This is a genomic window from Nostoc sp. (assembly GCF_036916985.1).
Lineage (GTDB): Bacteria > Cyanobacteriota > Cyanobacteriia > Cyanobacteriales > Nostocaceae > Nostoc.
Window position 1 is genome coordinate 75,902 of record NZ_JBALFD010000037.1, and the last position, 14,791, is coordinate 90,692.

The 14,791-nt window shown below is 43.1% G+C and carries 12 protein-coding genes; 5 read left to right on the plus strand and 7 right to left on the minus strand.

Annotation, left to right across the window (positions count from 1 at the left end; genetic code table 11):
• The 5 genes from V7L07_RS13835 to V7L07_RS13855 form a co-directional block, all read right to left on the minus strand.
• Positions 1 to 1,404: a collagen-like protein gene (locus tag V7L07_RS13835; RefSeq protein ID WP_335058640.1), complete on the minus strand. Its 1,404-nt coding sequence runs from the start codon at positions 1,402 to 1,404 to the stop codon at positions 1 to 3.
• 124 nt (positions 1,405 to 1,528) lie between these two features.
• Positions 1,529 to 2,551: an NADP-dependent oxidoreductase gene (locus V7L07_RS13840; protein ID WP_335058642.1), complete on the minus strand. Its 1,023-nt coding sequence runs from the start codon at positions 2,549 to 2,551 to the stop codon at positions 1,529 to 1,531.
• Positions 2,552 to 2,796: 245 nt separating this feature from the next.
• Positions 2,797 to 3,294, minus strand: a complete 498-nt coding sequence (locus V7L07_RS13845; protein ID WP_335058644.1) for a GNAT family N-acetyltransferase — start codon at positions 3,292 to 3,294, stop codon at positions 2,797 to 2,799.
• A gap of 108 nt (positions 3,295 to 3,402) precedes the next feature.
• Positions 3,403 to 3,837, minus strand: coding sequence for a VOC family protein (locus V7L07_RS13850; protein ID WP_335058646.1), 435 nt, complete (start codon positions 3,835 to 3,837; stop codon positions 3,403 to 3,405).
• A 103-nt stretch (positions 3,838 to 3,940) separates the two neighbouring features.
• The gene (locus V7L07_RS13855; RefSeq protein ID WP_335058648.1) at positions 3,941 to 4,354 is read right to left on the minus strand and encodes a GNAT family acetyltransferase; all 414 of its coding nucleotides are present in this window, start codon (positions 4,352 to 4,354) and stop codon (positions 3,941 to 3,943) included.
• 153 nt (positions 4,355 to 4,507) lie between these two features.
• Between V7L07_RS13855 and V7L07_RS13860 the strand changes: the two genes are divergently transcribed.
• From V7L07_RS13860 to V7L07_RS13875, 4 genes are all read left to right on the plus strand, one after another.
• Positions 4,508 to 5,269 (plus strand): dienelactone hydrolase family protein, encoded by a 762-nt coding sequence (locus V7L07_RS13860; protein WP_335058649.1) that lies wholly within the window; start codon positions 4,508 to 4,510, stop codon positions 5,267 to 5,269.
• Positions 5,270 to 5,498: 229 nt separating this feature from the next.
• On the plus strand, positions 5,499 to 6,545 hold the full coding sequence (locus V7L07_RS13865) for a sulfonate ABC transporter substrate-binding protein (RefSeq protein ID WP_335058651.1): 1,047 nt from the start codon (positions 5,499 to 5,501) through the stop codon (positions 6,543 to 6,545).
• A gap of 17 nt (positions 6,546 to 6,562) precedes the next feature.
• A complete protein-coding gene (gene ssuD, locus V7L07_RS13870) occupies positions 6,563 to 7,720 on the plus strand; it encodes an FMNH2-dependent alkanesulfonate monooxygenase (protein WP_335058653.1) in 1,158 nt (385 codons plus the stop codon).
• 109 nt (positions 7,721 to 7,829) lie between these two features.
• Positions 7,830 to 9,200 carry an LLM class flavin-dependent oxidoreductase gene (locus tag V7L07_RS13875; protein WP_335058655.1) on the plus strand — a complete coding sequence of 457 codons (1,371 nt, stop codon included), beginning with the start codon at positions 7,830 to 7,832 and terminating at the stop codon, positions 9,198 to 9,200.
• A gap of 223 nt (positions 9,201 to 9,423) precedes the next feature.
• Here V7L07_RS13875 and V7L07_RS13880 read toward each other — a convergent pair whose 3' ends face one another.
• Together V7L07_RS13880 and V7L07_RS13885 are read right to left on the minus strand one after the other, a co-directional pair.
• Positions 9,424 to 10,452, minus strand: coding sequence for an aliphatic sulfonate ABC transporter substrate-binding protein (locus V7L07_RS13880; RefSeq protein ID WP_335058657.1), 1,029 nt, complete (start codon positions 10,450 to 10,452; stop codon positions 9,424 to 9,426).
• Positions 10,453 to 11,145: 693 nt separating this feature from the next.
• Positions 11,146 to 11,613 (minus strand): hypothetical protein, encoded by a 468-nt coding sequence (locus V7L07_RS13885; RefSeq protein ID WP_179065792.1) that lies wholly within the window; start codon positions 11,611 to 11,613, stop codon positions 11,146 to 11,148.
• A gap of 379 nt (positions 11,614 to 11,992) precedes the next feature.
• On the opposite strand from V7L07_RS13885, the gene V7L07_RS13890 reads away from it, so the two are divergent.
• Entirely contained in the window at positions 11,993 to 14,770 is a 2,778-nt protein-coding gene (locus tag V7L07_RS13890; RefSeq protein WP_335058660.1) for a M16 family metallopeptidase, read from the plus strand.
• The last annotated feature ends 21 nt before the right edge of the window (positions 14,771 to 14,791 follow it).

Genomic DNA, 14,791 nt, shown 5'->3' on the forward strand with positions numbered 1-14,791 from the left:
TTATCTAGGCTTGCGGATTGCACCTTGCCAGCTAATAGTTTGCTTGGCAGAACGTATTCCCAATGAACGAGTTGCTATAACTTCAATATCAACATTGACACCAGGGCGTAAAGCGTCGTCAGGAATTTTCAGCTTGCCTAAAGCTAGAGTAAAACGATTGTAGTCACGAGTCACAAGTTCGTTAGGAATATCCCCTTCGTATTCAGTTTTGTAGCCAGAAAAACCGTGTAAGCTATCCTGGGAGCGGAATTTCACGCGAAACTGAGTATTAATGGCATCAGACTTGGCTGCCAAATCCACTATTTTTAAGTTCAGGTTTTGTCCGGCATCGGCAAATTCTGCCACAGCCAACCGGGTGACATCTTTTTTGGCAATGGCATGGTTAACGGTAAATGTTGTTAAGTTAGCCTCATTCTTGCTACTTCCCTCAACCCATAATTCCTCAGAAAAAGTAATTTCTACTTGTTTGTCATCAGTTAACTTTAGTGTTACAGCTTGATTACCAAAGCTGGTGATTGGCTGTCTTTCTTGCCAAACTATTTGAAAAGCCTCTTCTAGTCGTTGTTCAAACTCAAGGTAATTATCAGCGATCGCAGCACCAGGCGCAAGTAGAGAAGCTGCCCCTATACGTTGATTCCACTTGTTCTTCGAGAGGTTGAATTGTTTGTTTACCAGTTGCGAAATTGCTAGCTGCACAGTTGGATTATCAGCTGCCAAAGCTTGTTTGCTATTGACAATACTCAAAGTTCCTAAGCGTCCTTGGCTACCATCGCTACCATCACTGCCATCTCGTCCATCGCTACCGTCACTACATCGATAAACTTTCTCAGTACACTTATAATCAGGGCTACCAGGGGTTCCCTGGCAGGTTTTTACTTCCCATCTTCGTCTGTGACAGTTACAACCCTGCGTACCGTTGCCACCTCTACCGCCGCGCCCACCTTTTCCACCAGTTGCCCTAATGGAAATATTTCGTAAATCTGCCAAATTGTTGTAATACACTGTCAGGGAACCGCCATTTCCCCCATTTCCTCCTCTACCACCGTTACCGCCATTACCACCATTTGGGGCGCTTATATCGTGGCTGACGGCATCGCGTTGGGAACCACAGTCAGCTTGATCGCCATGTTCCCCATCTTCCCCGTCTTCACCATCTTTACCCGATAAATCAAGATTTACAGGTGAACCATTGACAAAAATATTTTGGTTTTCACCGCTACCACCATCTCTACCCGATCGCCCATCGGTTCCTGTGCGTCCGTCTCTGCGATAATTTCTAGCTATTTTATAGTATTCATCAGAGGCAACGGCTGGACATAAAACTGAACCAGAGGCAGGCAACAAGCTAGTAAATAAGCAGAATGTCAGCAGTAGTGGTAGCTTACTCCTAAAACTATTGTGCATCTAGTTACACCTAAAACTTTACTTTAATTATCTACTCCTGACGCTGATTTTCAACAATTTGCTCCCATTTGGAAATAATTTGAGAGATTCAGATCCCCGACTTCTTCAAGAAGTCGGGATCTTTTTAAGCTGCTGTTGGGTCGTCATTAACCTTAACAATCAACTTGCCAAAATTATCACCTCGAAGTAAACCGATGAATGCAGCAGGAGCCTTCTCTAAACCATCAGCTACATCTTCTCTATACTTGAGTTGACCAGACTGTAACCATCCAGAAACATCATGTAAAAAATCGTTAAATCTATGTTGGTAATCGCCAACTAAAAAACCTTTAATCAAAGCCCGTTTGACTAGCAATGGTCTTAAATTAGGCCCTGGTGGAGTAGATGTAGCGTTATACTCCGAAATCAAACCTACTAGTGGAATTCTTGCCCCAAGGTTGATCTGCTGCAACACAGCTTCTAAAATTACACCTGCGGTATTGTCATAGTAAACATCAATGCCATTAGGGGCTGCTTCTTTGAGCGCTGAATCAAGTTCTTGAGTTTTGCGATTAATGCCCACATCAAAACCTAATTCTTTAACTATATAATCCCGCTTATCGTCACTCCCAACAATTCCCACTACTCGCGCACCTTTAATTTTGGCGATTTGACCTACTACCGCACCCACAGCACCAGAAGCAGCTGAAACCACAACGGTTTCACCTTCTTTCGGTTGACCGATATCAAGTAAAGCAGCATAAGCAGTCAAACCAGGCATACCCAGTACACCTAAACTATAGGATAAAGGTGCTTGAGTGGGATCAAGTTTACGCAGTGTCTCACCTTTAGATACACCATAAGTTTGCCAACCATTACCACTAAGAACAAAATCCCCTACTTGAAATTGAGGATGATTTGATTTAATTACTTGGCTGACTGTACCACCGACAATAACTGAACCCAATTCTATTGATGCAGCATAAGACTTGCCTGCACTAATGCGACCACGCATATAAGGGTCAAGAGATAGATAAATGGTGCGGCTAAGAATTTCGCCTTCACCCGGTTCGGGAGTTGGTGTTTCTAGCAAAGCAAAATCATTCTCTTTCGGTTCGCCAACTGGACGACTTTTAAGAATAATTTGTTTGTTAATTAAATTAGACATCAGTTATTTTCCTCTAAATTAATCTGACCATTTATGAGTATACAGATGTGTACAAGCATTCCGAAAATACTTCTACCTTTAGTGTGAGACTGACAAAAAATCTAGAATTATTATTCTATAGTTTCAAAAAACTCTGTACAACTCGAAAACCCTGATTTTTGGAAGCATCCCAAATGTGCAAGTTATATCAAACTCAGGTTACAAATTGTCATTGCAATTACTAATAATTAAAATTAATTAAACAGCTAATTATTGAAAAATCTGCTAATTTCCCACTCACTCCGTAAAATGCTGTAAATATAATCATCCCATAGTTTACCGTCTAACTCATGATGTTCTCTTAAAATTCCATCTCTATGAAAACCGAGTTTTTCAAGTAGTTTAACTGAGCCAATATTGAAAGCCGCAGTCTGACAATATAATTTATTTAGTTCTGTTGTTGTCAACAGGTAATCGATAGCAGTAATCAGCATTTTTGTGCCTAAACCCTGGTTTCGCAATTTTGGGTTGATGGTATATCCAAATTCTGCCGAACGATTTCGTGGGTTAATATCAAAATATCTGAATCTTCCTACAGGTTCTTCTAATCCATCAATAAGAAAAGCAAAAATTATTGTTTTATCACTTATAGTAATTCTTTGACCATCAATAATAGGACGACATGTTTTTGTTTCTATGCGGTCAAATTTACCCCAGTCCTTAAAGGATATCTGGTGTTTAGCAGTTGCACGTTCAAGCCACATAATTAATTCACCTATGCCAACTGGCAGAAAACCAAGATTTTTTAGACGCTCGCCAGAAGCTTTAAATGATCATAGCCACTGGCGTGCGACTTCCAATTATCTTGGTATCTAAGACAATGTTACTGAATGTCTTTCTAATAGTAACTCCTCTGTTTGTAGCTGTTCAAAAGTATTCTTGATAAACTCTGTAATTTCTATACGATTCCCACCGGGATCGCGGAGGAAAAATCGCACGTATCCGGGAAGTGGTCGTTGATCGGGAATAATTTCTACCCCATGTCTTTTTAGGTGTTCCTCAAATGCGTTCAAGTTATCGACTTGGAAACAATAATGTCGTCTAGATGCTTGGTTATTAGAGTTTTTCTCTGTACTAATGTGCAGTTCAATATCTCCCAATTTATACCATGCTCCTGAATCGTTTTTAATTACTTCAGGTCTGGGAATTTCAGTCAATCCCAAAACTTTGCTGTAGAAAAACAGCATTGCATCCTCCACCTCAAGCGGATAGGTTACTTGAATATGATGAACTGCATCAAGTTTCATAAATTTTTCTCCTAGTTTGGGTTAATTTTGGCAACGCTACAATCACTTTTTGTAGTATTACTGGGGTATTTCTCAAGTTTTTCTGTTCCAACTCACCGAAAGCTTATGTGACAAGCTTTCCCATGTTGATGCGTTCTTCGACGAGATAGCCAAGTTTTCTATAAAACTCAACTACTTCTGCGTTAGAGACACGAACTTGAAGATTGATTTTGAGGCATCCCATCGCTATCAATACCCTCTCTGCGTGCTGCACTAGCTTGCTACCAATACCCTGCCGTTGATAGTGAGGGCTGACTGCAACTGTGTATAGCCAACCGCGATGTCCGTCATATCCCGCCATGATCGTACCTACAATTACAGAGTTAATCTCAGCAACGAAAAACAACTCAGGTTGTACAGCAAGCTTCTGACTGATTACCAATTTTGGGCTGCTGTGCGACGGGTTATTAGGAAACACCTCATCCCATAGCGCACTGACTGATTCAGCATCAGATTCTTGGTACGGTCTGATATTCATCTACATCTCAATCAAATGACTTGCCTTTGCACATTGTTTGTGAAATACTACTCTTGAAACTACGGTAAATCGGTATTGTTTGGGTAGTATTGTACAAAACTTACCATAAAACATTTCGTCCTTAAAGCAACTACAGGCTAATCCCTAAGAAAGATGACAAACACAGAAATTCGCACCGCTCAAGTTAAAGTCCCTAACGGAGATTTGCAGATTGATGCTTACTTAGCTGAACCAGTCCAAAAGGGAACCTACCCAGCCGTGATCGTGATTCAGGAAATTTTTGGGGTGAATATTCACATTCGGGAAGTCGCTGAGAAATTTGCCAAAGACGGGTATGTGGCGATCGCACCAACTTTATTTCAACGCACTGCCCCTGGTTTTGAGGGTGGATACACTCCTGAGGATGTGCAGCAAGGGAGAGGTTATAAGGAGCAGACAACAGCAGAAGAAATATTGAGCGATATTAAAGCTGCGATCGCTTACTTAAGAACCTTACCAAATGTTCAAGGAGATGCGATCGGCTCCATTGGTTTCTGCTTTGGCGGCCACGTCGTTTACCTAGCTGCCACTTTACCAGATATCAAAGTTACAGCCTCCTTCTACGGTGGCGGTATTCCCAACTCAACTCCCGGCGGTGGAGAACCAACCATCACCCGCACTGCCGATATTAAAGGCCCTATTTACGCCTTCTTTGGTCTTGACGATCAGGGAATCCCCTTAGAACAAACAGAACAAATTGAGGCTGAATTGAAGAAACATCAGATTCCCCATGCGATCTTCCGCTATTCAGGAGCAGGACATGGCTTTTTCTGCAACCATCGCGCCAGCTACAATGCCGAAGCTGCTGCCGATGCTTGGAAAAACGTTCAAGAATTGTTCCAAAAGAACCTTCAGCTTCAAAAAGTGTCAACTTAACCCGAAACGGGCGGTTAGAAACCGCGTCTACACAAACAAAAGCTACCGATCCTGGGTTTCAAAACCTTAATTTGACCTTAGTCCGAGGAGGCGGACTTTGCCAGTGTAGCCGCGAATTCTATTCGCCAGGGCTATTCGCTAGAGGCGCACAAATGTGCGCCTCTACGATTGAAAATCGGCAAGTATTAACCAAATAGTCAAAGTCAGATAACAACAAAGTATCACATCCATGATTACCGCCTTCAAACAGCCAAAAGTTAAGATTTTCCAACGTTTTTCACTATTCCTACTACCTGGATTATTAACAATCTCAACAACCTTAATCAGTTGCTCAGTCCAAACCCCAAACTCAGAAAATCAAACTACCGATTTGAAAGCCAAAGTTGTGCGGATGGGATATCAAAGCTCTGGGGATCTTGTCAGACTGAAAGGATTGATTGAAAAACGTCTAAAGCCTTTAGGTGTTTCCGTGGAATGGGCACAATTTGCCGCAGGGCCACAACTAATGGAAGCGATGAATGTTGGTAGGGTTGATATTGGTTCTGTCGGCGAAACTCCCCCAATCTTTGCCCAAGCGGCTGGTACATCTTTAGTCTATGTTGCTAGTAATAAACCCAGTACTGGTAAAGGAAGCGGAATTATCGTCCAAAATAATTCACCAATTCGCACTTTAGCCGACCTCAAAGGTAAAAAAGTAGTTTTTCAAAAGGGTTCTGCTTCGCATTACTTATTGATAAAAGCTTTAGAAGAGGTTGGTTTGAAATATAGTGATATTCAAGCCATTAGCCTGCCTCCTTCAGAAGCCCGTGATGCTTTTATTCAAGGAAAAATTGATGCTTGGGTAACTTGGGACCCTTATTTAGCTGTAGCCCAAAAGAAGGCCAATGCTCGCGTTTTGCGAGATGCTAGTGGTATTGCTACTCAGGGCGGATATTATATGGCGGCGCGAAAATTTGCCACAGAAAATCCGAAATTAGTGCGATTAGTTCTTGAGGAAATCGATAACACAGGTAAATGGGGTGAGCAAAACCGAGCAGAAGTTGTAAAACTGACTATTCCTCATCTCAAAATTGATGAAGATATTTTAACAACAACGGTTGAAAGGCGAACTTATGGGTTAAGACCAATTACCCCAGAAATCATGGAAAATCAACAGAAGATTGCAGATTTGTTTGCCAAAGAAAAAGTGATTCCTAAACCCATCAGTATTAAGGAAGCGATGCTGACTAGCGAACAATATGCAGCCATCACACCAGAAACGATCAGTCAGAAATAGGGACAGGAGATAGGAACATGGAAGTTTTTTGGTATTTGCCGACACAGGGAGATGAACGTTATTTAGGTACTACAATTGGCAGACGAGCAGCCACTTATCCCTATATGCAGCAAATCGCTCAAGCTGTTGATAAATTGGGCTATGGCGGGATGTTGATTGGTACTGGACAAAAACAAGATACTTGGATTGTCGCGACTTCCTTAATTTCAGTTACAGAACGCTTGCGGTTTCTTGTCGCTTTTCGTCCGGCAATTATGTCGCCTTCTTTGGCAGTGAGGATGGCTGCGACTTTTGACCAGATTTCTAACGGTCGAATTATTCTGAATGTGGTGACAGGTGGGGACACCAAAGAACTTGCTAAAGATGGAATTTTCTTAGATCACGATCAGCGTTATGAACTCACAGATGAGTTTTTGACAATTTGGCGATCGCTCATGCAAGGTGATGAAGTAACCTTTAATGGCCGTCATCTCAAAGTTAAAGGCGCTAAACTCCAATTTCCTCCCGTACAAAAGCCTTATCCCACCTTATATTTTGGTGGTTCTTCAGATGCGGCGCTCCAAGTTGCTGCCAAACACATTGATGTCTATTTAACTTGGGGTGAACCACCAGATCAAGTTGCTCAAAAAATTGCTAAGGTACGCCAATTAGCCGCCGAACAAGGTAGAACGGTACGTTTTGGGATTCGGATGCACGTTATAGTCCGCGAAACTACGCAACAAGCTTGGGATGCAGCCAATGAACTGATTCAGTATGTCGATGATGAAACCATCGCTGCTGCACATCAGCGGTTTGCTCAGTCTGAATCAGAAGGACAACGCCGCATGGCTCAACTGCATAAAGGTAATCGCCAAAACCTAGAAATTAGCCCCAACTTATGGGCAGGCGTAGGCTTAGTGCGTGGAGGTGCTGGCACTACCTTAGTTGGAGATCCAGACACAGTTGCAGCGCGAATGTTGGAATATGCCGATTTAGGAATTGATACCTTCGTTTTCTCAGGGTATCCCCATCTCGAAGAAGCTTATCGAGTTGCAGAATTACTCTTTCCTCGCTTACCAGTGCAAACACCAGCGTTGGCTACGCCCGCCGCAGGCATCGCACTACCACAACAAGTTGCAAGTACATTTAGTGAATTTGTTACCAAAACAGATTTACTCAAACCCCAGCCAGTGTAAGCAATTCAAAAGTACAACATTCCATAAATTCGGCAAAACTCTGCGTTCCTCTGCGCTTACTTTGCGTGCCTCTGCGTTTAAAAACACTTCTTACCAAACAGAAAAAAGCATGAGTACAAAAAAACCTCAACTTAGACTAGGTGCATTCTTGCCCAGCACCGGCCACCACGTAGCATCATGGCGACACCCCGAAGCGCAAGCTGACGCTGGTTTGAACTTTCAGCATTATAAAAGGCTGGCACAGACGGCAGAACGCGGCAAATTTGACATGATCTTCTTTGCAGACGGCGTGGCTGTCCGCGATCGCAATCAAAGCCCCGACCTTTTGAGCCGTAACGGTAAACTCGTCCACTTTGAACCTCTCACCCTATTGTCGGCTCTATCTGTAGTCACAGAAAACATTGGTTTGACAGCAACAGTATCGACCACTTACAACGAGCCTTATCACCTCGCCCGCAAGTTTGCATCACTAGATTATCTCAGCGGCGGTCGTGCCGGTTGGAATCTCGTCACTTCCGCCACTGAAGCTGAAGCGCTGAACTTCAATCGGGAAAAGCACATGGAGCATACCCTACGTTATGAGCGTGCCAAAGAGTTTGTAGATGTTGTCACCAAACTCTGGGATAGTTGGGAGGATGATGCCTTCTTACATGATAAAGAGTCCGGTATTTACTTCGATCCCAATAAACTGCACGTTCCCAACCACAAAGGCGAACATTTTTCAGTACGCGGCCCGCTAAATGTGGCGCGTCCCATTCAGGGTTATCCGGTGATTATTCAAGCTGGGTCTTCCGAGGATGGTAAGGATCTGGCTGCACAAACGGCGGAGGTAATTTTTACTGCCCAGCAGACTTTGGCAGAAGCTCAGGCATTTTATCAAGATGTGAAGGGGAGACTAGCTCAATACGGACGCTCACCTGACCATCTCAAGATCATGCCTGGTGTATTTCCAGTCATCGGCAAAACTGAGCAAGAAGCTAAGGACAGATTCGATCAGATTCAAGAGTTGATCGATCCGGTGGTCGGCTTAAATTTGCTTGGTTCAATGATTGGTGGATTTGACCTATCTGGCTATCCGTTGGATGGGCCATTGCCGGATTTACCAGAGACTAATGGCGGTAAAAGCCGTCAGCAACTTTTGACTGATCTGGCTCGCAGAGAGAATTTAACGATTCGACAACTGTATTTATGGATTGCTGGAGCGCGTGGGCATCGTCAGATTCTAGGCGCACCTGAACAAATTGCCGATCAATTAGAAGATTGGTTTGTCAATGGCGGGGCAGATGGCTTTAATATCATGCCACCTTGGTTGCCGGGAGGATTGGATGAGTTTGTAGATTTGGTAATTCCTGAATTGCAACGTCGCGGTCTGTTCCGTACAGAGTATGAAGCACGAACCCTACGCGAGAATCTTGGTTTACCTCGTCCGATAAATCAGTTTAGCAAAGTTGCGGCTGTCACTGAAGCTGCGATCGCTTAACTTTATTTCAGGACTTACGCAAAAGTATGAGAAAACGAACCGCATACTCCTACGGAGAAGCAAGCTACGCGCAACGTCTCCCCTTCTCCCAAAGGGAGGGGCTAGTGCCAAGGGAGAAGGACGCATTCGCGCAGCGTCTCGTCAGAGAAGGACACGAAGGAATAGGAGTTTCAGAGAGTTTTTGCGTAAGTCCTAGCAATATTCAATATCGCCATCACCAAAGTTAAGGCTTGATTTCTGGTGGGGTTATCGCAGCATATTCTTCAGGCGTGAGAGTCACATCTTTAACATTAATCTTCTTGCTAATGAATTTTTGCTTATAGAACAAGTCAGATATTTCTTGCTGTCCTGCTATGACCTTATCAGTAATCGGCCTCAAGCCAAAACGCCGTCGTTTGACCATTGTTTCCAACGTTGGTAAATCAAGCTTGGCATCACGCCCGATAATTTGGGCTACTTCTCGTGGATTTGCTTCAGACCATTTGCCTAATTTGTAGACTTCTTCAAGGACAATTTTTACTAGTTCAGGGTTTTCTTTAACAAAACTACGTGCAGCTAACCAGTAGCCTCCTTGGGTTGAAAGCCCTTTAGCATTGCGAAGAATCCGAACTTTTTCTGTTCTTTGAAATATAGCCAGGTGGGGATCTCCTAATACAGCTGCATCAATACTCTTACGCAATAACGCTGCACGAGTTTCTGGTGCTATGAGATTGAGATGTTTGACATCTTTTAGCTCTAGTCCTCCTTCCTGCAAAGCTTTGACCACAAAATACTGACTAGCAGTAGCTCTTTGAAAGGCGATTTGCTTACCTTTTAAATCAGCTATAGTCTTGATCGGAGAGTCTTCTGGGACTACGATCGCAGAACCCTCACCAGTACCCGGTATAGTATTAGCAAGCAAAACAAAAGGAATACCACTTGCTTGAGCAAAGATGGGTGGAGTTTCACCAACAGCACCAATATCTAAACTGCCCACATTCACCGCTTCTAAAAGCTGTGGCCCGGCGGTAAATTGTGCCCACTCTACCTTAATACCCAATGGATTCAAGCGTTTCTCTAAAACTTGTCTCGATCTAGTTATGTCCGCAGCAGTAAAATAACCTATTCGTAACACCTTTGTTTTAATGCCATTAGAAGCGGCGACGGCAGCTTTCTCTGGTGTATTCGGTGTTTTACAACTAACTAGAGTCGTGGATAGGGTAAAAACTCCAGCCATTAATAATATTAGAAAGTTGCGTTTTTTAGCTACCATAATATGATGACAATTTTCTGATGTTTAAGGTTTACTGTAAATGCTTAAGGCTTAACTTCCGAAGGGGTAAAAGCAGCACAATATCTGCCCTTTGCACTACTGGCAATTGGTTAGAAACAAATGAAACTTTTAGCTGATAAATTTAATTAAGCAGCTTTGAAAACGGTGCATAATCTCGATCAGATTTTAATCTACGGTAAATCAATCGAGTTGCAGTATTTTACTAATTGCATGGATATTATCATAGACTTCTGGAAGAATCAAGCAGCAAATACAGGCAGACTTGACAGGAGAAATGTCAATACGGTTCGGTTAAGTAAGCTTTTTTGATGAAAATTATAGAGCGCAAAGATCCGATAAATCGCTGTCAAGGGACTGACAAATAAAAAAATATCCAATTAACTCCTGTGGGATGGGCATCTTGCCTGCCATATAAACTAGGCGGGCAAGATGCCCACCCCACAATATTGGATAATTTATTTCTTGGAGTTCCCCAAGACGAAAGACTGATTATTGTAAAGACGACGATTCATTGCGTCTCTTGCCTTAAGCGAACAGTTCTTAAGTAAATCGGCACAATAAAAGCAAACTGTGTGGAGAAAAGTAAATAAGGCTAAAACCCCTTTTCTCTCTGCCCCCTGTCTTATCCCAACGATAATTATTTACACCAACCTATTTATCCAAGTTGTGTAGTTAAAAGGCAACAGCTTGGGCTGTACCAGTCAAATGAATTATGGTATAGGTTTGTGTTTGCCCCTGGTTAAATTTAGGGATCACAGAAAAGCGGTTTGTTGTTGTGATTCCCTTAGTTTCAACTGTGGCTGATTGGCTGTTTCCAAGGTTTACACGGGGTACGATCAAAGTAAACGAAGTATTGCCAGTATCTACTGTCTGGCGGATAGTTACGGTTACTAGTGTACCAATTTCTGTTTCTACAGTACGGATCTGCTCATTACCTGTAAAGTTTAATGTCTGTTCCTTATCTTTATAGGTAAAAAGGGGCTTGCCAGTAAAGCTTGTGGTTGAGTAAGTAACGCTGACATTTTTCCCTTGTAACTGATACAAGTCTGGTACTGCTTCTGAGGCTTTAGCTGATAATACAGGTATTGCCGTTAACAGCATACCTAATGTAAACGATCCAATTAAGTTTCTTGTTTGCATATCTCAAAAAGTTATTGCTAGTTTGACAGAGATACCTGCCCTAATGGCGTGACAACAGGTATCAAACTAATGTTAAAAGGGAATATTCGGAAAATCGTGTCAAATGGAATACATTGTAAAGGTTGTTAATATACTTGCAATAATTTCTGAGTTTTGTAAAAAGTTCATCTGCAAATCTCATTGCCCTCAGTAAATTTGACGATGTAAATCCAGCTACCATCTCAATTAACTAGACAATTTGCTCAAGCAACTTGTTCAAGGTAGGCAAACTCCGCCACAGTGTACGAGTAACTTGAGTTAGATTTAGATGTTGAAATACCCTTTGGGGTTTTATTTAAAAATTGGAAATTTTGCATTGCTTATGAAACGGCGCTCATACATGCTTATAGGATTTTTTCTCAGCCTTCTCTTAACTATCGTGCCTTTTTCGGGCAATTTTACCAATGCAGCAACACCAACAGCAGTTACACCTGTATCTGCTCTCTCATTCACCCAAGGGGTACAAAAAACCTTATTGGATAATGGCTTAACAGTATTAACAAAGGAAGTTCATACTGCTCCAGTAGTGAGTGTGCAAGTTTGGTATAAAGTTGGTTCACGCAACGAAGTTAAGGGAGAGAATGGCATTTCTCACCAGCTAGAACATTTGATGTTCAAAGGTACAACTGACCGTCCAGTACAGTTTGGACGGTTGTTTAGTGCTTTGGGTAGCCAGTTCAATGCTTTTACTAGTTATGACGAAACAGTTTACTTTGGCACAGTGCAGCGAGACAAATTGGAAGCACTGCTGACACTGGAAGCCGATCGCATGAAAAATTCCTTAGTTGGGACTGAGCAACTCACCAGTGAAAAGCGGGTGGTGATTTCCGAGTTACAGGGGTACGAAAATTCACCAGGCTATCGTCTAGATCGGGAAGTGATGCGAGCTGCTTTTCCTAATCGAGCCTATGGCTTATCGGTGGGAGGCACAAAAGCCGATGTCGAGAAATTCACGGTAGAGCAGGTGCGGAATTATTACCAAACCTACTACAGCCCAGAAAATGCCACCTTAGTAATTACTGGGGATTTTGCCACAGAACCAGCACTCAAAGTTGTAAAAGAAACTTTTGGCAAGTTATCGCAACGAGCAAAAAAGGACACGGTAATCAATAATGCCTCGGCATCTTCTGCCCTCGCTAACGCTTCCCCATCTACCTCTGTTGCTAAAAAAGCACCGATTGTCCTCAAGCAACCTGGAAGTGCTGCACTATTGCAAGCAGTGTATCCTCTGCCAGACATCAAACATCCTGATGTGCCAGCAATTGATGTGATGGATGCTATTCTCACAGGTGGGCGTAGTTCTCGGCTTTATCAGGCTTTGGTGGAATCTGGACTTGCCAGTTCAGTAAGTGGTGGTGCTGCCGAACTCATCGAACCAGGTTGGTATCAAATTGATGCTACAGCGGCTCCAGGTCAAGAGTTAGGGAAAATTGCCCAGGTACTCCAGGAATCTTTAACAAAATTGCAACAGCAGCCTGTCACCTCAGAAGAGTTGAACCGAGCAAAAACGCAGCTGCAAGCCTCATATATTTTGGGGAACCAAGATATTACTAGTCAAGCTAATCAACTGGGGTATAACCAAACGATCGCAGGGGATTATCGTTTTATTGAAAGGTATCTGGCTGCGATCGCCAAAGTTACTCCGGCTCAAGTCCAACAAGCTGCAAAAACTTACCTCAATCCGGCTCAACAAACTATCGGTTTCTTTGAGCCGACTCAACCAGATGGTAAACCAGGGACTTCTAGCGCTGGTTCTGGACGCACAGTGGAGAATTTCAGCCCTGGTAAGCCTGTAGATCCGGCAGAACTGGCTAAATATCTGCCACCTGCGACATCAGAAACAGATTCAGCTAAACAATCACTACCAGAAGAGTTTACCTTAAATAATGGTTTGAAGGTTTTGCTATTAAGCGATCGCAACCTTCCTGTCATTAACCTGAGTGGACAAATTAACGCTGGTACTGAATTTGACGGCAATCAAAAAGCTGGATTAGCGAATCTAACTGCAAGCAACCTATTGAATGGGACGCAGACTAAAAATGCTCTGACTCTAGCAAAAACCTTGGAAGACCGGGGAGCCGGTTTGAGCTTCAGTGCTAGCCGTGAGGGAACTAGCGTCAGTGGTGAGGGACTTTCAGCAAATCTGCCAATATTGATTCAAACTTTGGCAGATGTGTTAGAAAATGCCACTTTCCCAGCCGAGCAGTTAGAACTGAGTCGCCAAAGAGCGTTGACAAGTCTAAAAGTCCAGCTAGATGACCCTAGAGGACTGGGAAGACAAGTATTCCAGCAGGCAATTTACCCTGCAAACCATCCATTCCACAGCTTTCCGACAGCCGAGAGTTTAAAGAGTATTACTCGTGATGATTTGCTTGGCTTCTACAAGACACACTATCGACCAGATACCACGACGATCGCAATAGTTGGAGACTTTGAGCCAGCTAAGGTAAAAGCTTTGCTAAATCAAGTGTTTGGTAAATGGCAAGCCACGGGTAAACCACCTATTCTCAAAATACAGTCCGTACAATTACCGCAAACTTTGACACGTCTCAACAAAGTAATTCCCGGTAAATCTGAGGCTGTAACATACATCGGCTACAGTGGCATCTCTCGGAAAGATCCACGTTATTATGCGGCGCTGGTGCTAAATCAAATTTTGGGTGGTGATACCTTATCGAGCCGCCTGGGTACGGAAGTGCGCGATCGCCAAGGTTTAACTTACGGTATATACAGTGCTTTTGCCGCCGGCATCAATCCCGGCCCATTCTTGATTCAAATGCAAACTGCTCCTGGAGATGCCCAAAAAGCGATCGCCAGTACTCTCGCTTTGCTCAAGCAATTGCGCGAACAAGGAGTGACTGAGGCTGAATTCAACACCGCAAAACGCTCAATTACTAATAGCTACCCAGTAGATTTAGCTAATCCCAGTGATGTATCCAGCATCATTTTGGATAATGCTGTCTTGGGGCTTTCGCGATCGGAAATCCGAGAGTTTCCCAATCGGATTCAAGCAGTGACTATGGCTGACATCCAAAAGGCAATTGAAGATTTAATTAAGCCAGAAAATCTAGTGATTGTCACCACTGGACCTGGAGATGCTGTAACCAAGGGCGGCTAATTACCTCAGATAAATAGCAAT

Excerpts from the sequence above, each read along its gene's own strand:
- V7L07_RS13890 (WP_335058660.1), top strand. The coding sequence starts at position 11,993 with ATGCTTATAGGATTTTTTCTCAGCCTTCTCTTAACTATCGTGCCTTTT.
- V7L07_RS13850 (WP_335058646.1), bottom strand. The coding sequence starts at position 3,837 with ATGAAACTTGATGCAGTTCATCATATTCAAGTAACCTATCCGCTTGAG.
- V7L07_RS13860 (WP_335058649.1), top strand. The coding sequence starts at position 4,508 with ATGACAAACACAGAAATTCGCACCGCTCAAGTTAAAGTCCCTAACGGA.
- ssuD (WP_335058653.1), top strand. The coding sequence starts at position 6,563 with ATGGAAGTTTTTTGGTATTTGCCGACACAGGGAGATGAACGTTATTTA.
- V7L07_RS13835 (WP_335058640.1), bottom strand. The coding sequence starts at position 1,404 with ATGCACAATAGTTTTAGGAGTAAGCTACCACTACTGCTGACATTCTGC.
- V7L07_RS13855 (WP_335058648.1), bottom strand. The coding sequence starts at position 4,354 with ATGAATATCAGACCGTACCAAGAATCTGATGCTGAATCAGTCAGTGCG.
- V7L07_RS13865 (WP_335058651.1), top strand. The coding sequence starts at position 5,499 with ATGATTACCGCCTTCAAACAGCCAAAAGTTAAGATTTTCCAACGTTTT.
- V7L07_RS13840 (WP_335058642.1), bottom strand. The coding sequence starts at position 2,551 with ATGTCTAATTTAATTAACAAACAAATTATTCTTAAAAGTCGTCCAGTT.
- V7L07_RS13880 (WP_335058657.1), bottom strand. The coding sequence starts at position 10,452 with ATGGTAGCTAAAAAACGCAACTTTCTAATATTATTAATGGCTGGAGTT.
- V7L07_RS13875 (WP_335058655.1), top strand. The coding sequence starts at position 7,830 with ATGAGTACAAAAAAACCTCAACTTAGACTAGGTGCATTCTTGCCCAGC.
- V7L07_RS13885 (WP_179065792.1), bottom strand. The coding sequence starts at position 11,613 with ATGCAAACAAGAAACTTAATTGGATCGTTTACATTAGGTATGCTGTTA.
- V7L07_RS13845 (WP_335058644.1), bottom strand. The coding sequence starts at position 3,294 with ATGTGGCTTGAACGTGCAACTGCTAAACACCAGATATCCTTTAAGGAC.